Source organism: Winogradskyella sp. SYSU M77433 (assembly GCF_029911945.1).
Lineage (GTDB): Bacteria > Bacteroidota > Bacteroidia > Flavobacteriales > Flavobacteriaceae > Winogradskyella.
Genome location: NZ_JARYTG010000004.1, coordinates 222,868 through 242,709, shown reverse-complemented (window position 1 = coordinate 242,709; position 19,842 = coordinate 222,868). Strand labels below are relative to the sequence as shown.

General features: G+C 31.7%; 18 protein-coding genes. 16 read left to right on the top strand and 2 right to left on the bottom strand.

What is annotated here, in order from left to right; all coding sequences use genetic code 11:
* The first annotated feature begins 20 nt into the window (after positions 1-20).
* The 6 genes from rpmB (at position 21) to QGM60_RS09870 (ending at position 4,103) form a co-directional block, all read left to right on the top strand.
* Positions 21-257: a 50S ribosomal protein L28 gene (gene rpmB, locus QGM60_RS09895; RefSeq protein ID WP_281140086.1), complete on the top strand. Its 237-nt coding sequence runs from the start codon at positions 21-23 to the stop codon at positions 255-257.
* 26 nt (positions 258-283) lie between these two features.
* Entirely contained in the window at positions 284-466 is a 183-nt protein-coding gene (gene rpmG, locus QGM60_RS09890) for a 50S ribosomal protein L33 (protein ID WP_076616981.1), read from the top strand.
* 8 nt (positions 467-474) lie between these two features.
* Positions 475-627: a DUF4295 domain-containing protein gene (locus QGM60_RS09885; protein WP_076616978.1), complete on the top strand. Its 153-nt coding sequence runs from the start codon at positions 475-477 to the stop codon at positions 625-627.
* Between the two features lie 141 nt (positions 628-768).
* Positions 769-1,743: a signal recognition particle-docking protein FtsY gene (gene ftsY / locus QGM60_RS09880; protein ID WP_281140085.1), complete on the top strand. Its 975-nt coding sequence runs from the start codon at positions 769-771 to the stop codon at positions 1,741-1,743.
* Positions 1,744-1,772: 29 nt separating this feature from the next.
* Positions 1,773-2,405, top strand: a complete 633-nt coding sequence (locus QGM60_RS09875; RefSeq protein WP_281140084.1) for a hypothetical protein — start codon at positions 1,773-1,775, stop codon at positions 2,403-2,405.
* Between the two features lie 33 nt (positions 2,406-2,438).
* The gene (locus tag QGM60_RS09870; protein ID WP_281140083.1) at positions 2,439-4,103 is read left to right on the top strand and encodes an amidase family protein; all 1,665 of its coding nucleotides are present in this window, start codon (positions 2,439-2,441) and stop codon (positions 4,101-4,103) included.
* Here the strand turns inward: QGM60_RS09870 and QGM60_RS09865 are convergent.
* Positions 4,100-5,179, bottom strand: coding sequence for a serine hydrolase (locus QGM60_RS09865; protein WP_281140082.1), 1,080 nt, complete (start codon positions 5,177-5,179; stop codon positions 4,100-4,102). The two genes, QGM60_RS09870 and QGM60_RS09865, sit on opposite strands and share 4 nt — an antisense overlap.
* A gap of 85 nt (positions 5,180-5,264) precedes the next feature.
* Between QGM60_RS09865 and rimO the strand changes: the two genes are divergently transcribed.
* From rimO to QGM60_RS09815, 10 genes are all read left to right on the top strand, one after another.
* Complete coding sequence (rimO, locus tag QGM60_RS09860; protein WP_281140081.1) at positions 5,265-6,569, top strand: 30S ribosomal protein S12 methylthiotransferase RimO; 1,305 nt, start codon at positions 5,265-5,267, stop codon at positions 6,567-6,569.
* A gap of 202 nt (positions 6,570-6,771) precedes the next feature.
* A complete protein-coding gene (locus QGM60_RS09855) occupies positions 6,772-8,958 on the top strand; it encodes a tetratricopeptide repeat protein (protein WP_281140080.1) in 2,187 nt (728 codons plus the stop codon).
* A complete protein-coding gene (locus QGM60_RS09850) occupies positions 8,958-9,695 on the top strand; it encodes a LytTR family DNA-binding domain-containing protein (RefSeq protein ID WP_281140079.1) in 738 nt (245 codons plus the stop codon). The genes QGM60_RS09855 and QGM60_RS09850 overlap by 1 nt, the downstream gene beginning before the upstream one ends.
* A 224-nt stretch (positions 9,696-9,919) precedes the next feature.
* Positions 9,920-10,510: a hypothetical protein gene (locus QGM60_RS09845; RefSeq protein WP_281140078.1), complete on the top strand. Its 591-nt coding sequence runs from the start codon at positions 9,920-9,922 to the stop codon at positions 10,508-10,510.
* 90 nt (positions 10,511-10,600) lie between these two features.
* Entirely contained in the window at positions 10,601-12,964 is a 2,364-nt protein-coding gene (locus QGM60_RS09840; protein WP_281140077.1) for a leucine-rich repeat domain-containing protein, read from the top strand.
* Between the two features lie 281 nt (positions 12,965-13,245).
* Positions 13,246-14,808 carry a DNA mismatch repair protein MutS gene (locus QGM60_RS09835; protein ID WP_281140076.1) on the top strand — a complete coding sequence of 521 codons (1,563 nt, stop codon included), beginning with the start codon at positions 13,246-13,248 and terminating at the stop codon, positions 14,806-14,808.
* A gap of 61 nt (positions 14,809-14,869) precedes the next feature.
* Positions 14,870-16,198 (top strand): hypothetical protein, encoded by a 1,329-nt coding sequence (locus QGM60_RS09830; protein ID WP_281140075.1) that lies wholly within the window; start codon positions 14,870-14,872, stop codon positions 16,196-16,198.
* Positions 16,195-17,448: an erythromycin esterase family protein gene (locus QGM60_RS09825; protein ID WP_281140074.1), complete on the top strand. Its 1,254-nt coding sequence runs from the start codon at positions 16,195-16,197 to the stop codon at positions 17,446-17,448. The genes QGM60_RS09830 and QGM60_RS09825 overlap by 4 nt, the downstream gene beginning before the upstream one ends.
* Positions 17,449-17,465: 17 nt before the next feature.
* Positions 17,466-18,221 (top strand): hypothetical protein, encoded by a 756-nt coding sequence (locus QGM60_RS09820; RefSeq protein ID WP_281140073.1) that lies wholly within the window; start codon positions 17,466-17,468, stop codon positions 18,219-18,221.
* Between the two features lie 3 nt (positions 18,222-18,224).
* The gene (locus tag QGM60_RS09815) at positions 18,225-19,451 is read left to right on the top strand and encodes a GNAT family N-acetyltransferase (RefSeq protein ID WP_281140072.1); all 1,227 of its coding nucleotides are present in this window, start codon (positions 18,225-18,227) and stop codon (positions 19,449-19,451) included.
* Here the strand turns inward: QGM60_RS09815 and QGM60_RS09810 are convergent.
* On the bottom strand, positions 19,448-19,819 hold the full coding sequence (locus QGM60_RS09810) for a VOC family protein (RefSeq protein WP_281140071.1): 372 nt from the start codon (positions 19,817-19,819) through the stop codon (positions 19,448-19,450). The genes QGM60_RS09815 and QGM60_RS09810 overlap by 4 nt on opposite strands.
* Positions 19,820-19,842 lie beyond the last annotated feature (23 nt).

Here is a 19,842-nt window from a genome sequence, read left to right as displayed (position 1 = left end):
ATACCTAAAGAAAGAAAACAATGTCAAGAGTTTGTGAACTTACTGGGAAAAAAGCGATGGTTGGAAACAACGTTTCTCACTCGATGAATAAAACGAAACGCAAGTTTAATGCAAATTTGATTAAAAAGCGTTTCTACATTCCTGAAGAAGATAAGTGGGTAACATTAAAAGTTTCTACATCTGCATTAAAGACTATCAATAAAATTGGTATTTCTGCTGCATTAAAAGAAGCTAGAGAAAAAGGATTTTATAAATAAAAGCATACGCTTAAAGTCAAGATAAAATGGCAAAGAAAGGAAATAGAATACAAGTTATCTTAGAGTGCACAGAGCACAAAGCTTCTGGTATGCCAGGAACTTCTAGATATATTACAACAAAAAACAAAAAGAATACGCCAGACCGTATGGAGATTAAGAAATTTAATCCTATCCTTAAGCGTATGACAGTTCATAAAGAAATTAAATAAGAGGAATCATGGCAAAGAAATCAGTAGCATCTTTACAGACAGGATCAAAGCGTTTGACAAAAGCTATTAAAATGGTGAAATCACCAAAAACTGGAGCTTACATGTTCGTAGAATCAGTAATGGCACCAGAATTTGTCAATGACTTTTTAGACAAAAAATAATACTTCGTATTTATTATAGATTTATAAAACTGCTTTCATTTGAAAGCAGTTTTTTTATATCTATATTTGATGACGTATGACAACTTTACAGCTAGTTAGAATAGGCAAGGTTGTTGCTATTAGCTAACCAAATACAATAGGATGAGTTTTTTTAAAAAAATATTTTCTTCTGAAAAAAAAGAAACATTAGATAAAGGACTTGAGAAGTCCAAAACATCTTTTTTTACCAAATTAAATAAAGCAGTTGCAGGAAAATCTAAAGTAGATGATGATGTTTTAGATAATCTTGAAGAAGTACTAGTAACTAGTGATGTAGGTGTTAATACAACCCTTAAAGTTATTGAGCGTATTGAAGAACGTGTGGCTAAGGATAAATACTTAGGAACGTCTGAATTAAACCAAATTTTAAGAGAGGAAATAGCAGGATTATTATCGGAAACAAATTCTGGTGAAGAAACTGAATACACCATTCCAGAATTACCTAAGCAGGATGATGGTAAAAAGACGCCTTATGTACTTATGGTTGTTGGTGTCAATGGTGTTGGTAAGACAACAACAATTGGTAAACTAGCCTATCAATTCAAGAAAAAAGGATTAAAAGTTGTTCTTGGTGCAGCCGATACTTTTAGAGCTGCGGCGATAGATCAATTACAAGTTTGGGCAGATAGAGTTGAGGTGCCTATGATACGACAAGAAATGGGAAGTGATCCGGCTTCTGTGGCTTTTGATGCCTTACAATCTGGTGTTAACCAAGATGCTGATGTTATTATTATTGATACAGCTGGTCGTTTACATAACAAAGTAAACTTAATGAATGAGCTTTCAAAAGTAAAGCGTGTGATGCAAAAAGTAGTTGGTGAAGCACCACATGATGTACTTTTAGTTTTAGATGGTTCTACAGGGCAAAACGCTTTTGAGCAAGCTAAACAATTTACAGCCGCAACTGAAGTAACCTCTTTGGCAGTAACCAAATTAGATGGTACAGCAAAAGGAGGAGTGGTTATAGGAATCAGTGATCAATTCCAAATTCCTGTAAAATATATAGGAGTTGGTGAAGGTATAGAAGACCTACAGGTATTCAATAAATATGAATTTGTGGATTCCTTTTTTAAATAACAAATTCCTGTGTATACAGGAATCTTATAATGAATTTTTATTCACTTTTTAATATAGAGCATTTATCTAATCTTAATGTTCCTAGTGCTGAAAAAATAGAAAGCATCCTCAATGAATTACTCACGCCAAAACTAAATCAATTAGGTTTAAGTAATTCTGCTAAAAAATACATTTGGCAGAGTGATTATAATTCAAATGGTATAAAAAGTATCGTTCGGTTTTCATATAGAGGAACGCGAGGAAATCTATTTGTAGGTACTAATTGTAAGTTTGTCCCATCCATTACAAAAAACAATGATTTGGTTTATTACAACGATAAGCTACATGTTTTTGAAAATAGTACTTTTTTTGATGAAAGGAGTTCGATTTCTCTCTGGAATGATAGTTTTTTTAGAAAATCATTGAAGAAATATTTAGATAATAATTTAAATAAAATTACTCACTTTATTGAAACCCTTAATTCTTTTGAAGAGAACATAAGTTTGCTTCAAAGGCAATTGAAAAGTGATAAGTTTCAATATAAAATGCAAAACCCTAGTCCAGCATTTGTTTTAATATACTTATATCAAAAAGTTGGTGATAATTGCAGCGCAAAAAAGATAAAAGATGAACTCATTTTGAGTAATCCTGATTATAAAAGTTTTTTTAGTAAAACCGAATAGTAGCTTTTCGTATTTTTATAAAAAATACTAAACATGCGCCATACCTTCTTTCTTTTAATTTTTTTAGTAGTTCTTTCATGTAAGGATTCAAAATCAAGAGAAGCACGCGAACCGATTTCAAAATCAGAAACGGTTGAAAGTATGAAAACTGTAGATTCTGGATTAGATGCAATTTCTACTAAAGATTTTACAGATTTTAAGATTTTAGATTCTAAAAACTTAACTAAAGCAGAAATTTGGGAAACTATTAACCCTCAAATGGAAGACTTTACTGAGAACGACTACAATAGATTAAAGCCTTTTATTTTAGAAAAATCAATCACAGAACTTCAAGAGAATAAATCTGCAGGAAAGTTTAGTTATGAAGAATTAGTTAAGTTTTATCTCTATCGTATTAGAAAATTTGATAGAGAAAACAAACTGTCTTTAAATGCTGTGATTTCTATTAATTCAAAAGTTATTGAACAAGCTAAGATAGCAGACAAAACTAATTTTATTCAAGCTCCGCATCCTATTTTTGGGATGCCAATCCTCTTAAAAGATAATATCAATGCTTCGGATATGGTAACAACAGCAGGAGCTGTCGCATTAAAAAATAATATTACAAACGATGCTTTTATTGTCAATCAATTAAAATCAAAAGGGGCTTTAATTTTAGGTAAAGCTAACCTGAGTGAGTGGGCTTACTTTTTTTGTAATGATTGTCCTAGTGGATATTCTGCAATTGGTGGACAAACTTTAAATCCTTACGGAAGAGGAACTTTTGATACAGGTGGCTCTAGTTCTGGAAGTGGAGTCGCAACTTCAGCTAATTTTGCTGCAGCTACCATTGGTAGTGAAACTGCTGGTTCAATTTTATCTCCAGCAAGTCAGAATTCTGTTGTGGGTTTAAAACCAACAATTGGTTTGGTTAGTCGAAGTGGTATAGTGCCAATTTCTTCAACCTTAGATACAGCAGGTCCAATCACAAGAACAGTTTTGGATAATGCTATCGTTTTAGACGCTATACACGGTTATGATTCCTCAGATTCAAAGTCTTTAAATACAAGTAAAGCATCTTATTTTAACTTTTCAAAGGAGAAGGGACTTCAAGGAAAACGTTTTGGTGCACCTAAGCGTTTATTGGAGGATACATTATATACCAAGGCTCTGAATGTTTTAAAAAATCAAGGGGCAACTATAGTTGAAATAGAGGAGGAAAAACTCGGTTTACCTAATTTTTTAAGATTACTTAATATCGATATGAAGAAAGATTTACCAGAGTATTTTTCTAGAGCAGCGAATAGTAATCTAAAAATGAAATCCGTAGATGATGTTATTGCATTCAATAAACAGGATTCTGTAAATAGAATGCCTTATGGACAAAGTTTGTTTCATGGAATAGCCAATGATAAAGGTGATAGTAATTATTTAGAAGCCATAAAAGACACCTTAAAAACTAACGGTATGGCTTATTTTAATAAACCAATGAACGCTTATAATTTAGATGGTTTCCTCTCTATTAATAACTACCATGCTGCGTTTGCTGCTGTTGCCGAGTTTCCAGCACTAACCGTGCCTATGGGTTATACAAAAGGGGGTGAACCGAAAGGGCTTACATTTATAGCGAGACCTTTACAAGAAAAACAATTGTTAGAATGGGCTTATAATTACGAACAAGCTTCTAAAGCTAGATTAGCACCAAAGAATTATAACTAATTAATTAAAGCATCAATTTTCTCCCATAAATCATTGTCAAAACTAGAAAGTGCAAAATTTTCACCTTCAGCAGATTCTCCCATACGTATCACAACTAGTTTTTTACTTGGTACTACATAAACTTTCTGGTCGTTTTTACCCAATCCAGAAAACATATCGTCTGGTGCATTCGGAATCAATTCGCCAGGAAAAGAAAATTGACTTTGTGGCAAGTGATAAGACGATTTTCCATTAAGCCACCAAAGATAACCGTAAGCTAAATTGATATCTTGAGAAGTATTTGTACCTTCATTAAGGTAAGCTTCATTTATGATTTCTTGATTTTCCCACATCCCATTGGCATAGATCATTAAACCAAATCTTGCCATACTCCTAGTGTTACTCCAATAAACATTCAAATTATCTAGGTTTATCCAATTGCCATTCATCCCTAAAGGTTCTTTTAATTTGGTGTTGAAATAACTGTTCCAAGTTTCATTTGTAGCTTCAGAGACGACATCTTGTATTTTTACATAAACATTATGATAAGCCCAACGTGTTCCTGCATCTGCCACATAATTTAGATTTGAAGGAGAAACATCATCACCTGCTTCATCATCAAGGCCACTGGTCATAGATAATAAGTGTTTACAGGTAATTAAATTTTCTTTTTCTAATGGTGCGCTTGTCCAGCCAGTTCCTAAGTAATCAGAAACTTTATTGTTTATGTTAAGGTAACCTTCCTGTTCGGCAATACCTGTAACAGTTGCAGAAAGCGTTTTACCTGCACTAGCCCAATACCAAATAGAACTGCTACTGTGGCCATTCATATATTCTTCAACAACAATTTTACCATCATGGAGTATTATAAAACCCTTGGTGTTCTTTTCTTCTAAAAAATTCAGTAAAGGTTGCAATTGATCGCTGTTCCAGTTTAATTCAGAAATAGACTTAGTTTCCCATGTGTCAGAATCATTGGGAGGAAAGTAAATGTCTTCATTTTGAGGATCCGGATTACTAGGAGCATCACTATCGTCTGAACATGAGAATAGAATCCAAAAACTAAGTAGTGTTAGGGCTAGTGGTAAAGATTTCATGGTTAAGTTTTTATATAAGACACATAAATATACTAAAAGGTTTAATTTACGTTGTATCTTTGCAAACTGATTTTTACAAAAAAGCATGAGAACTAAAACGCTAAAGAAGAATAGAATTAATGTTGTAACTCTTGGTTGTAGCAAAAATGTGTACGATAGTGAAGTGTTGATGGGGCAACTTAAAGCTAGTGGTAAGGACGTTGTACATGAGCAAGAAGGCAATGTTGTAGTTATAAACACCTGTGGTTTTATTAATAATGCAAAGGAAGAAAGCGTGAATACAATTCTGGAATTCATGCAGAAAAAAGAGGCTGGTGAAGTAGATAAAGTGTTCGTAACAGGATGTTTGAGTGAGCGTTATAAGCCAGATTTAGAAAAGGAAATTCCAAACGTAGATCAGTATTTTGGTACTACGGAATTACCAGGATTGCTTAAGGCATTAGGAGCAGATTATAAACATGAATTGATAGGCGAGCGTCTAACGACGACACCAAAAAACTATGCCTATTTAAAAATTGCGGAAGGTTGTGACAGACCTTGTAGTTTTTGTGCCATTCCGTTAATGCGAGGTAAGCATAAAAGTACACCTATTGAAGATTTGGTTGTTGAAGCTGAAAAATTAGCGGCATCTGGTGTTAAGGAGTTGATTCTTATTGCTCAAGATTTAACCTATTATGGTCTCGATTTATATAAAAAGCGAAACCTTGCAGAATTACTTGAAAACCTAGTAAAAGTTGAAGGTATAGAATGGATTCGTTTGCATTATGCATTTCCAACAGGTTTCCCAATGGATGTGTTAGATATTATGAAACGAGAGCCTAAGATTTGTAATTATTTAGACATTCCTTTGCAACATATATCCGATGCTATTTTAAAAAGTATGCGTCGTGGTACCACACAGGCAAAAACAACAAAACTTTTGGAAGACTTTAGAGTTAAAGTTCCAGAAATGACTATTAGAACTACCTTGATTGTTGGTTATCCTGGGGAAACAGAAGAAGATTTTCAAACCTTGAAACAATGGGTAAAACACATGCGTTTTGAACGTTTAGGTTGTTTTACTTATTCACACGAAGAAAACACACATGCCTACAACCTTGAAGATGATGTGCCAGAAGAGGTAAAACTTGAGCGTGCTAACGAGATTATGGAAATTCAATCTCAGATTTCTTGGGAACTTAATCAAGCTAAAATAGGGCAGGAGTTTAAAGTCGTAATTGACAGAAAAGAAGGTAATTACTTTGTGGGTCGTACAGAATTTGATTCGCCAGACGTTGATAATGAAGTGTTGATTGATGCTTCAAAATATTATTTAAAAACAGGAGAATTCACCACAATAAAAGTCATAGAAGCTGAAGACTTTGACCTTTACGGTGAGGTTGTTAAATAAATTAGCTTTCCTTTTCAATTTTATAAAAGAATCCATCATATTCGGAATTTAAAATACAAATATGGATTGATGCTACACGAATATAGCTTAAAACAAAACGAATATTTATTCTTGCAGTAAAGTTTTATGTAATAACATTAATTTGATTATTTATGCGTATTATTAATCAATCAATTAGCATAAACATCAAGTTGCTACCTTCATGAAAAGGAAATTAGTTGTTATTCTTCTCTGTTTTTCATTGTTACCATTTATTGGTTTATCTCAAAATGCAAAAATCGATAGCCTAGAAAATATCTTAATAACTCACAAGCAAAAAGATACCATAAGAGTAAATGCATTTGATGAGTTATCCTTTTTATATTATCGAAAGGATATAAAAAAGGCCAAGGAATATACTGATAAAGCAGAAGCTCTTTCCGAAGAATTAGGTTTTATAAAAGGCAAAGGTAATGCCTTATATATGCGTGGTGTTTTAGAGTTGACGCAATCTAATTTTGATTTATCAATAGAGTATTTTAAAAATGCAGCACAATTATTTACAGATAATGGATTTAAAAAGAATATAGCAGCTTGTTACAATGGGATAGGTGTGATTTATTTTCGACAAAGTGATTATTCTGATGCCTTGATATATTTTGAAAAAGCACTCAAGGCAGACGAAGATGTTGGTATAAAAAGAAATATACCTAACTATTTGACCAATATTGGAAATATAAATATGAAAATAGGCAAATATCCAGAAGCTATAGCTTATTACAAAAAGGCATTAAAACAATATAAAGAGGCAGATTATACACTAGGTATTTCTGCATGTCTAAAAAATATTGCATCTATTTACAATAAACAGGGCAATTATCCACTAGCATTAGAATATAACAGTGAAGCGCTATCATTAGCAGAGAAGATACAAGATTCATTAGGTATTTCCAATTCTTTAAACAATATGAGTCTCATATATAAAAACCAAAAAAAATATGATAAAGCTCTAGAATTACTAAATAAATCATTGGCAATTCACCAAAGCAGAAAAAATAATTCAGGAATTGCAGGAGTGAAAAATAATATTGCAGCTATTTATATGATAAAAGAAGAGTTTAATATAGCTGTAAAATTTTTAAATGAATCTTTAGAATTAAACAGAAAAACTGAAAGTAAATCCCAAATATCAGAATGTTTAAATAATCTAGGTGATTGTCATACATCTCTTAAAAACTACACAGGAGCTTTAAGATATTTTGAGGAAGCAAAAAAAATTAACATAACCATAGATAACCAAGAAGGATTAAGCTTTTCATATTTAGGATTGGCAGATTGCTATGTGGATCAAAAGAAGTACGACGAAGCCTTTCCGAATATTTTAAAAAGCTTGGAAATTTCAAATAGACTTGAACTTTTAGACTATCAAAGTAATGCCTATCAATTACTTACGGAAGTATATGAAAATAGAGGGGATTATGAAAAAGCACTAGAAAATCACCAAAAATTTAAAGTCCTTAATGATAGTCTTTTTAATAAAGAAAGTACAGAAAAAATTGCCCAATTAGAGTACGAATACAAATACAAACAAGCATTAGATTCTGCAAGTATTAGAGAATTAAAACTTACCAAAACTGTTATAAGTACATCTCAAGATTTACAAAAATCTAAGCGTAATCTGTTTTTAGGTGTTATTGGCTTTTTAATTACAATAATAATCTTGGGAGGAATCATTTTCTCTTTAAAGTTAAGGCACCAAAAAGCCAAAACTCAAAATATTGCCATCGAACAGAAGTTGTTGCGTTCGCAGATGACACCACATTTTATCTTTAATTCGCTTTCTGTTTTGCAAGGGATGATTCTAAATAAAGAAGATAAAAAATCAGTGTTTTATTTGTCCAAATTTTCAAAATTATTGCGATTAACTTTGGAAAACTCAAGGGACAAATTAGTCCCTCTCAACCAAGAATTGGAAGCTGTGAATAGTTATTTAGAACTTCAAAACCTAGAAGAGAGTGAATCTTATGATTATACAATTTTAGTAGATAAAACTATTGATGAAACATTGTATAAAATACCACCAATGCTTATTCAGCCCTTTATAGAAAATGCCATTGAGCATGCTTTTGAGGATAAAAAGGAGAATAGAAAAATTGATATTCAACTTAAATGTATAAATAACGAATTGATTTGTACTATTAAGGATAACGGTATTGGCATTGATGCACAAAACGGACATAAACGAAAAGATAAAAAGTCCTTAGCAACCACTATAACTTCTGAACGATTAAAGATGCTATCAAAAGATTTCAATATTGTGGGATCGGTAAAGATTGAAGATAGAAAGCTATATAACGAAGAAGGTACTTTAGTTACTTTAGTAATTCCTTATAAAAAAGAAGTAGCCTAATGCAATCAATTATAGTAGAAGATAAAGCCTATATAAGAAAAGGTTTGCTCAACCTTTTAAAACTTATAGATACAGATGTAAAAGTAGTTGGTGAATGCGAATCTGTCAGAGATGCGGTTGTCGTTGCAAATGCTTGTAAACCAGAGCTTATTTTTTTGGACATTAATTTAACCGATGGTAACGCCTTTGAGTTTTTAGAACAAACAAAGCACCTTAATTTCAAAGTAATTTTTATTACGGCTTACGAAGAATTTGCTTTAAAAGCTCTGAAAATGGGAGCTGTGGATTATCTACTTAAACCCGTTGATGTTGAAGAATTAAAGATAGCCTTAGATAAGGTTAAACAACTATCGGTAACAGAACAAAAAGAGCAAATCAACGTTGCTAAACAAGTATGGAATAATCAGGAAGATAAATTAATACTTTCGCTACAAGATAGTTTTCAGGTTGTTGACTTAAGTGAACTTATGTATTGTGAATCAGATAAAGGTTATACCACGTTTTATTGCAATGATGGTAAAAAGCACTTGGTTTCAAAAACGTTGAAAGAATTTGAAGAACGGCTTACTAAGGCCAATTTTATAAGACCGCATCAATCCTTTATGGTCAGTTTAAAGTTCATAGATAAATATGATAAGTCGGGTGTTATCCATTTAAAAAATGGAAAAAAGATTCCTGTCTCTTCCCGTAAAAAAGAACAGTTTGTCACAGCTTTTCTAAATCGAGATTCTAATTGAAATAATCGATCTTATTGAATATTTAGTTGAGTTTATAACGTCAGTTCGAGTGATTTTGAGACACGAAAAAATTGTACCGAGAACTTTTAGGTAAGTTAAATTCTCAGTTTTACGAATATTCTTTAAAGCATGACGCTTATTGATTAATAAGTGTTAGAAATAGTTTCGGTATTTCTTTCTTCATAATAGGGACATACATTTATTCTATTAAATCTAAAAATAGAATGAAACACAAAGCCCCAAAATTAAAGACTCTAAGTATAGTGGTCGTCGTGTTATTGCTCGTTTTGCAAATAACATCTTGCAGTAGCTCAACCAATAATCAACCTGCAACAGCAGAAGGTTTCCAGAATATTGAAAAAGCGCTAAAAGATCAATTTGGTAAGGATGCTTATTACACAGACCTTACTGTTACCTATAACAAATCTATTGGTAATATCGTGGGTGTTACTGTTACAGAAAATCCAGAATCTTTAAAAATGGGGCAATGGAATCTTACCCAAGATACTTGGCAACAAAATTCAGATATCACAATAGAAGTTCCTGCAGGAACTAAAGCATCAGATTATATGTTTCAGCTAGGTGAAGCTATAAGTCTTTCAAAATTAGGTGGATTGGTTGAACAATGCCTACAAAAATTAAAAGAGGAAAATAACCTTGAAAATCCAACTTTAAGTATCGCTGGTTTAAACTTCCCTGATAATGGAGATATCTCAAAAGCACAATATGTGATTAATCTTCAGCCAGAAAACGGAGGAACTACCTTTAGCTTTTATTACTCACTTTCTGGTGATTTAATTAAATCAGATTACTAAAACTATAAATCAAATTTACCATAACCTTAAATCTTTAATATTATGAAAAACTTTACACATTTTCACGAACACTTAAGTAATAGATGTTACATGAGTAAAAAACAAGTACTTATTTTTATGACTCTGTGTATATCTACAATAGGGCTTTCTCAAACTGTTGGTGATACGTTTGTCGACAATTTTATAACCTATGAAGTGACTTCTATTTCACCAAATACAGTAAGCGTTACTAATTATGACAATAACAATGCTGGTACTGATGCAGATATACCTGCTACAGTTACAAATAGCAGTTTAACTTATAGTGTTACTAGTATTAGTGATTTAGCTTTTGAATTTAATGGGCCAACAGCCTTACGATTAACAAGTGTTATTATTCCTAATAGCATTACATCCATTGGAAATAATGCTTTTAGTGCTCAAAATTTATCAAATGTTACGATACCAAGTAGTGTGGTAAGTATTGGAAATTCAGCTTTTGTGAACAATGATTTAACCAGCATTACTCTTGAAATGGGTTTGGTAAGTATTGGTGATAATGCTTTTCAAGGTAATCAAATAGTAGATGTTGTTATTCCAAATAGTGTTACTAGTATTGGTCAGTTTGCTTTTTCAGGTAACCAATTAACTAGTGTGACACTTTCAAATAGCTTAACTACTATAGAATGGGGTACCTTTTCAAGTAATCAATTACAAAGTGTCGTAATTCCTAATAGTGTAACAAGTATTGGTAATAGTGTGTTTAATAACAATCAAATTACAAGTCTTACATTATCTAATAGTTTATTAACTATCGGCAATGGTACTTTTAGAGGTAATAATCTAACTCATGTTACGATTCCAAGTAGTGTTACTGATATTGATTTTGCTGCTTTTAGAGACAATCCTTTAGCAACAGTGACATCGCAAGCGATAAATCCACCAACTATATATGTGCCTGGTATTAATGATTCATTTTGGAATCGTAGCGTTATTGACTTAACGATTCCAGCGGGAACTTCAGCTGCTTATGCAGCAGGCGGTTGGACTGGTTTTAACTCTGTGACTGAGGCTACAACACCTTCGGTAGGTGATACCTTTATTGTTGATTTTATAACTTATGAAGTTATGTCTTTAGCTCCTAATAATGTTAGAACTATAGATTATGACATTACTGGTGGTAGTACAGTTGATATACCAGATACTGTTACTCATACCGTAACCACATATAGTGTTACTAGTATTGGTCTTCAGGCATTTACTAATAAGGGTTTAACAAGCGTAACTATTGGTAATAATGTTACGGGAATCGGATTCAATGCATTCTTTCAAAATCAAATTTCTAATACTATTATTATACCAAATAGTGTTACAACTATTGAAGGTCGTGCTTTTGATGATAATTTAATTACGGATGTAATGATTGGTACTAGTGTAACAACAATAGAATTTGGTGCTTTTAGAAATAACCCATTATCTACTGTTACCTCATTAGCAGTTACACCTCCAACAATAATTACTGACCCAGGTGCTGTTGATTCTTTTAGTCATGATCGAAGTAATATTAATTTGGTTGTAACCAATAATACTACAGACGAATATGTTACAGATTCTGGAGCATTATGGACAGGATTTAAAATGGTTTTTGAGGCCACTTCACCAACCACAGTTGAAGTTTCAAATTACGACCCAGCTAATGGTACTAATGTGGTTATACCACCATCTGTTACAGCAGGTTCAAACGTATTTGATGTCGTTAAAATTGATGATTCATCATTTCAAAATATTGGATTAACGAGTGTTACTATTCCTAATAGTGTTACTGAAATTGGAATTTCAGCATTCGAATTAAATAACTTAACAAGTGTAACTATTCCAGATAGTGTTACACTTATTGGGACTACTGCATTTGCAACTAATTCTATATCAAATCTAACATTAGGAGCTAACCTAACTGATATTGGTATTGGAGCTTTTGTAGATAATAATTTATCTGATATTACCATTCCTAGTAATGTTACTTTTATAGGTCTGTTAGCCTTTGGTAATAATCCATTAGCTAGTGTAACCTCTCTTGCTACAACACCACCAACAATTACTACAGGGACTAATGATACATTTGCCTTTAATAGAAATAATATTCACTTACACATTCCAACAGGTACAATGGGAGCTTATGTTACCGATCCTGGTGCTTTATGGACAGGCTTTAATCCAGTAACCGAAGACGCTCTGAGTGTAGATGAATTTGACTTAGCAACTACTGTTAAAGTTATTACCGCTACAAATGCTGTGAGAATTATTTCAAACCAAAGTCTACAACTTCAAGATTATACAATGTATTCAATTTCAGGAATGGAAATAGTTAGAGGAAAAGAAAGTACTATACCTACAAGCAATTTTGCAAGTGGTATTTATATCCTAAGAATCAAATTTGATAGAGGAACTGTGGTTAAAAAATTTATTCTCAAATAATTGAAATTTATATTAAAACATAAGCTAGAATTGTTTCTAATAGTATTTTATTCAATTCTAGCTTTTTTGATTTTTGTTATTACTTAAAAATAAAAGGATTTAGAATAAAAATCTATCTTAAATTAGTAAAATGCTGAAATTCAATTCTAAATTTAGAAAATGTCTTGTAACATTTAATAGATAGACTGCACTTATATTTTATGGTAAAGGATATTTTATATCAAATTAAATTTTCGTTTTCAAAACTAAAATTTAATAGTAAAAAAGAAACAACTAATAAGTTGAAAGCATCATTCGGAAAGCTAAAGGATGATGCTTTTGACTTTGATTACATTCAAAAATATTTCAGGAATAAGGACCATTCAGAGGCTTTTCAAGTTTTATCTGATAAAACCTGTAATGATTTAGACTTTGAGGACTTATTCATTTTACTAGATCGCACGCATTCCAAAGTTGGTCAGCAATATCTTTATAATCAACTTCGTACAATAGTAGTAAATGAAAATAAAACTAGTTTAAACGAAGCGCTGATTAAAAAAATTACTGAGGATTCTGATTTTAGATTATCAGTTCAAAAAAGGCTTGATAAATTAAACCGGAAAGAAGCTTATTACATAAGTACACTTTTTCAAGAGGAACATCTACATCCTCCAAAATGGTTTTTCGTTATAAAATTATTGTCATTTACAAGTTTGATATCTTTGATATTAGCCTTTTTTAATCCCATATTTTTCATGGTATTATTGGCTGTGTTTTGCGTTAATTTTATACTTCATTATTGGAATAAAAAGAATATTGTGGAGTATGTTGGTTCTATTCCAGAACTTTTAAAACTCAATAGTGTAGCCTCTCATTTGTATGTTTATGACCAGTTTAAAAAGCTAAGTACAGATTTACCAAAGTCTATGGCAATTATCAATGAGGTTAAAAGTAGGATGCGATTTTTTCAATTAGAAGCCAAACTTCAAGGTGAATTGGAAATCATTCTATGGTTTGTGTTTGAGATTATTAAAACCATGTTTTTGTTAGAACCACTTTTGTTATTTGGTGTTCTCAAAAGATTAAACACTAAAAGAAATCACATAGATAATGTCTTTCAATTTGTAGGTCATATAGATATGTTGATTTCTATAGCTTCGTTAAGAGAAGGATTGAATGTTTATTGTTTACCAAATATTAATACAGAAAACCAAATAATAGCAAAAGAAATGAGTCATCCTTTGGTTTTTAATTGTGTAACTAATGATGTTCACCTATCTGAAAAATCTGTATTGTTAACAGGCTCTAATATGTCTGGTAAAACAACGTTTATAAGAGCATTAGGACTTAATATTATTACAGGATTAACGATTAATACCTGTTTTGCAAAAGCAATGACATTTCCATTGCTTAAAATATTTTCGGCAATTAGAATTAGTGATGATTTGCTTAATGATAAGAGCTATTATTTTGAGGAAGTTTTGACCATTAAAGAGCTATTGAGCATAAGTCAAGATGGAAACAACTTATTTTTATTAGACGAAATTTTTAAGGGAACGAATACTGTAGAGCGTATTGCAGCAGGTAAGTCTGTACTGTCAGCTTTGGCAAGAAACGGTAATAAGGTATTGGTGTCAACGCACGATATTGAATTGACAGATATGCTTTTAAATCAATATGATTTATATCATTTTAGCGAAACTGTTAATGAAAATACGGTTGGATTTGATTACAAGTTAAAAGAAGGTAAACTAAAAAATAGAAATGCTATTAAAATTCTTGAGATAAATGATTACCCGAAAGAAGTTATAGAGGAAGCTATGGAAATTTCTAAGGAAATGGATAAGATTTACATTATAAATTAACGATCCCTAAATAAGGCCTAATAACTATTTTGAATAAAGTTTAATGATTTAAAGATAATTTATGAGACAATTAATTATTCTTCTAGCAGTAAGTTTAATGATGTTATCAGCTTGCAAAAATTCTGAAAAGACAAATCAGAAAAACGGTAATGTTATCACAACAGACATTACTAACTTTTGGAATGCTTATGACAAAATCATCACAACCCAAGATTCTGTGTTGCAGTACAAATACCTAGATAGTTTGTATTTAGATAAAGGAACAGCTGGTTTAGAAGGGATGATTAATGCTAGAAGTTATACAGCAGCAGAATATATCAATGCGATTAATAATTATCCTGAATTTTGGAATTCAATAAGAGAAAATACATTACAAGCAAATAATGTCAGCTCGCAATTACAAGATGGCATTAGGAAACTCAAATTAATCTATCCAGAACTAAAACCAGCAAAAATCTATTTCTCTATTGGAGCTTTTCGTACACCTGGTACAACTATGGATAGTTTGGTACTTATTGGTTCTGAATTAGCCATGGCAGATGCTAATACTGTAACAAGTGAATTTCCTGAAAATCTAGCACATTTAAAAACTTATTTTTCTACAAATCCCAATGAAAACCTAGTGTTTTTAAATATCCACGAGTTTGTGCATACACAACAAAAGCCTAGGGTTTATAATTTATTATCTTCAGTTATTTACGAAGGCGTTGCCGAATTTGTGTCTGCAAAAACATTACATCAGTTGTCACCTAATCCACAAATTGAATTCGGAAAAAATAATGCAAAACGAATTAGAGAAGTCTTTGAAAACGAAATGTTTTACGTCGCAAATTTTGGCAAATGGTTAAATAGTAATGATACTAATGAGTTTGATATGCGAGATCTAGGTTACTATGTTGGCTATCAAATTTGTGAAAATTATTATAACCAGGCAGAAGATAAAAAAGTAGCTATCAAAACTATGATTGAATTGGATTACGAAAACGAATCAGAAATTGAGGAGTTTATCAAAAAATCTAATTATTTCTCAACGTCTTTAGAAGAGCTAGAACAAAATTTTGAAAGCAACCGTCCAACAGTTACAGGTGTTGAACAATTTGAGAATAAGAGTGACAATGTATCACCTAACCTCAAGGAGATTACCATATTTTTTTCTGAAGCCTTGGACGGTTATCGTACAAGTGTAGATTTGGGTGAATTAGGACGCGATGCATTTCCAAAAGGAACTTTAAATGGTAGAAAATGGGGTGAAGACAACAAATCTTGGACAATTCCCGTTGAATTAGAGCCTAACAAAACGTATCAAATATTTATTACTAATAATTTTAGAACAAGAGACAATAGACCTTTAAAGCCTTATTTAATAGAATTTAAGACAAAAAAACTATGAAACAATATTTGCTTTTAATGCTATTCGTATTGGTAACAAAGTTAAGTGTTGCGCAATGCCATACAGAATTAGAAAATTATACTACAGCATTTGATACCATTCAAGCCAAATCATTTTCCTTTTTAGATGATGCACTCAATGATATAAGAATTGTTGGCTATGGTGAAGATACTCATGGTACAGCTGAATTTACCTTACTTGCCAAAGAGTTAATGCAATACCTTAACGAAAAGCACGACTTTAAGACTCTAATTATAGAAACAGGTTTTGGTGAAGGGCTTTATCTCAACGATTATATACAAGGAAAAAGAGATGATTTAAAGTTTGTTTTGAAAAACATCAATTCAACTTGGCGCTATAAAACAAAAGAGTTTGAAATCTTAATGAATTGGTTAAGAGATTTTAACCATAAAAATGAAGATAAAATTTATATATATGGTTGTGAAATGCAATATGTGCGTTCTGAAATCGACCGAATCAAGGACTATTTAAAATCAGTCGAGTCCAGTTATAAAATCGAAGGGTTTGAAAAGTATGAGTTATGGAATAATTTTGATGAAAATGAAAAAACGGATCACTTCATTGCTTATGCGAAATTGAAAAAATATTTCATTGAGAATTCTGAAGTGTTTAAAAGTAAAACTTCCGAAGAAGAATTTAATATAGCTTATCATTTAGTTGAAATTTTAGGGCAGTTTGTAACTACCATAAATCAAAATAATGGGCAGCGAAAAGCAGATTTTCGGGATATTTATATGGGAGAAAATATCCTTTGGATTATGAATTTTTATGAACACAACAAAAAAGCAATGTATTGGGCTCATAATGCGCACGTAGGCGATTGGGTAGATAATGGTATAGTGGATGTAACAGGTCATCAATTAAGAAAGCTTTATGGTGAGTACTACTTTAATATTGCTACAGATTTTGGAACAGGAAATTTTATAGCATACCCTAATGATGCTAATAAAACAGGTAATTGGCGTTTTAAAACCTTTACAGTTGATAAAGTAGTTGAGAATACATTTACAGAATGTTTAAAAAACTACGGTAAACCAAATACATTTCTAAATTTTAGAGCAACAAGGACCAATGAAAAACTGGCTTACTATATCAATTCAGAACTAACGTCAATGAGTGGAGCAGGAGCACGAACAAGAAGCAGCGAGACAGAAACTAAAGTATTAGGAAGAGCTTTTGATGCGATAATTTATATTGATAAAACAAGCGAAATTACTTGGGCTGATTAATAATTAAATTTAAAGTCATGAAAAATATAGTTGTAATTCTATCTCTTATAATACTTGGTTGTAGCAATGTAGATAAAACTTCTAATGTAGAAAGTAATATAGTTAAAACAGGTTGGAATCAGCAAAAGAGAGAACAGTATCTAAATAATCGAAATGATTCTACAACTTGGGACAACGAAATGCTTAATAACGATAAACAATTAATTGGCATTAGTGAACTCGGTCCTTTTGAGCTTGGTGTTTTTCCGGTCCCTAAATATGAACTTTTAGGAGAAGGAAGTTTTAAAGGTTTAGGTAATACAAATGAAGACTTTAAAGCAGGAAATAAAACTGTTGTAATGAATAGCTTTTTTGTTGCGAAAAACGAAATAAACAAAGAAAGATTAGATGATAAAGGTAATGAAGTGTTTTTTCAACTTTTGGTGTTAACCGATACTTTAGATACTGAAAATTATAATTTAAATAAAAGTATAGCCATATCCAGGAATCATCCAGATTATGTTGGGCAAGGTTTTGTAAAGACGAAAAGTAATACTATAGATTACGTTGCTTTTGATACTGCTGAAGGTGAATCTTATGCTATTATAAATACCAGATTATTCAATCTTAATTTTGGAAAAACGATACTTATCGCACCTCAAAAAGATGGAACATTTCGATCGTTACAAGTTAAAAGTCCAGTTTTAACTTCCGAAACCATCATAGAATACACAGAATCTATTTTAGAAGAAGATACGATGCTTAAGTTCTTTAATGGCAAAGACGTTATTTAATTTATGAAAATCTGCTTAGCTCAAACTCAATCCAAAGCAGGTAATATTCAAGAGAATATTGCTAATCACTTAAAATTTGTTGAGCGAGCGATAGTATACAAAGCAGACCTTATCATATTTCCTGAGTTATCGATCACTAATTACGAACCTCAATTGGCCAAAACATTGGCCACCAAAGTAGAGGATAACATATTCGAACCGTTTCAGATGTTGTCTAACGAACATGGAGTGGTTGTAGGTGTAGGTATGCCAACAACTACAACAAATGGAATTAACATAAGCTTGCTTATTTTTCAACCTAATAAAGAAAGAGACATTTACTCTAAACAATTACTTCATCAAGATGAAGAACCCTATTTTTTAGCAGGTTATAAACAAACCATGCTCACCATAAAAGGAAAGAAAATAGCTTTAGGTATTTGTTATGAAACTCTTCAAGAAGACCATTTTGTAAATACGATTCAGCAGGGAGTAGATGTTTACTTGGCTAGTGTAGCCAAGTCAAATAAAGGCATTGAAGAAGCAAGTGAATTTTTTTTCAAAATGGCAAAGGCTCAAGGTTTGCCAATTATGATGGTTAATTGTATAGGAACTTGTGATGATTTTGTAAGTGCAGGTCAGAGTGCTGCTTGGAATGCAAAAGGCGAATTGGTTTCTCAATTAGATGCAACAAATCAAGGTATTCTTATTTATGATTTTGAAACAGAGCGGTCAGAAAAAGAACAGCTCACTATTGAAAAAGGAAATGCATCAGATTTAGATAGTCTATTCAAAATCTATAAGGCTGCAAAAGAAACCTTAGAAGATAATAATATTTATCAATGGACCGACAATTACCCGACACGCCAAATTATTGGGAATGATATTGAAAGCGATGTTTTATATGTCTTGAAAAGCAATAATGAAATCATTGGAGCTGTAAATATTAGTGAAGATCAAGAGGCAGAATATGAGGCTATTGATTGGCAGTTTAATCAAGCCAAAGTTTTAGTAATACATAGATTGGTCATTCATCCAAAGAGTCAAAAAAGAGGCTACGCTAAACTTTTGATGGATTTTGCGGAAAAATATGCAAAGCAAGATAACTTTACATCTATTAGGTTAGATGCTTACAGTAAAAATAAACGTGTTGTAGAGTTTTACAAAAGGCGACACTATTTTATCCGAGGTGAGATTTACTTTCCAGAACGCGAATATCCGTTTTATGGTATGGAAAAGGAAATCACTTAAATATGCTGATCTATCAAAATAGTATTACCATCAGGATCTAAAACCACTAAACTCGCTGGTCCAGTTGTGGATTCATCGGCTTCAGAAGTCAGAGTGATATTATTAGATTTTAGATGTTTTTGAATTGCTCTAACATCATCATAATTTTCTAATGTATTAGCATCTTGATCCCATCCAGGATTAAAGGTTAAAATATTGTTTTCAAACATGCCTTGAAACAAACCAATTAAAGTGGATTCGTTTTTCATGATAAGGTAGTTTTTCTCTAAATCGCCAGCAAAAACTTTAAACCCTAAAGTCTCATAAAATGCTTTTGAGGCTTTAATATCTTTTACGGCTAGGCTAACTGAAAATGCTCCGAGTTTCATAATATTATTGATTTAATTAGTTT

Bases quoted from the DNA above. Each gene is read 5' to 3' on its own strand.
- QGM60_RS09865 (WP_281140082.1), bottom strand. From the start codon at position 5,179: ATGAAATCTTTACCACTAGCCCTAACACTACTTAGTTTTTGGATTCTA.
- rimO (WP_281140081.1), top strand. From the start codon at position 5,265: ATGAGAACTAAAACGCTAAAGAAGAATAGAATTAATGTTGTAACTCTT.
- QGM60_RS09855 (WP_281140080.1), top strand. From the start codon at position 6,772: ATGAAAAGGAAATTAGTTGTTATTCTTCTCTGTTTTTCATTGTTACCA.
- QGM60_RS09830 (WP_281140075.1), top strand. From the start codon at position 14,870: ATGAGACAATTAATTATTCTTCTAGCAGTAAGTTTAATGATGTTATCA.
- QGM60_RS09815 (WP_281140072.1), top strand. From the start codon at position 18,225: ATGAAAATCTGCTTAGCTCAAACTCAATCCAAAGCAGGTAATATTCAA.
- QGM60_RS09820 (WP_281140073.1), top strand. From the start codon at position 17,466: ATGAAAAATATAGTTGTAATTCTATCTCTTATAATACTTGGTTGTAGC.
- QGM60_RS09840 (WP_281140077.1), top strand. From the start codon at position 10,601: ATGAGTAAAAAACAAGTACTTATTTTTATGACTCTGTGTATATCTACA.
- QGM60_RS09870 (WP_281140083.1), top strand. From the start codon at position 2,439: ATGCGCCATACCTTCTTTCTTTTAATTTTTTTAGTAGTTCTTTCATGT.
- QGM60_RS09810 (WP_281140071.1), bottom strand. From the start codon at position 19,819: ATGAAACTCGGAGCATTTTCAGTTAGCCTAGCCGTAAAAGATATTAAA.
- QGM60_RS09825 (WP_281140074.1), top strand. From the start codon at position 16,195: ATGAAACAATATTTGCTTTTAATGCTATTCGTATTGGTAACAAAGTTA.
- QGM60_RS09885 (WP_076616978.1), top strand. From the start codon at position 475: ATGGCAAAGAAATCAGTAGCATCTTTACAGACAGGATCAAAGCGTTTG.
- rpmG (WP_076616981.1), top strand. From the start codon at position 284: ATGGCAAAGAAAGGAAATAGAATACAAGTTATCTTAGAGTGCACAGAG.
- QGM60_RS09850 (WP_281140079.1), top strand. From the start codon at position 8,958: ATGCAATCAATTATAGTAGAAGATAAAGCCTATATAAGAAAAGGTTTG.
- rpmB (WP_281140086.1), top strand. From the start codon at position 21: ATGTCAAGAGTTTGTGAACTTACTGGGAAAAAAGCGATGGTTGGAAAC.
- QGM60_RS09845 (WP_281140078.1), top strand. From the start codon at position 9,920: ATGAAACACAAAGCCCCAAAATTAAAGACTCTAAGTATAGTGGTCGTC.
- QGM60_RS09875 (WP_281140084.1), top strand. From the start codon at position 1,773: ATGAATTTTTATTCACTTTTTAATATAGAGCATTTATCTAATCTTAAT.
- ftsY (WP_281140085.1), top strand. From the start codon at position 769: ATGAGTTTTTTTAAAAAAATATTTTCTTCTGAAAAAAAAGAAACATTA.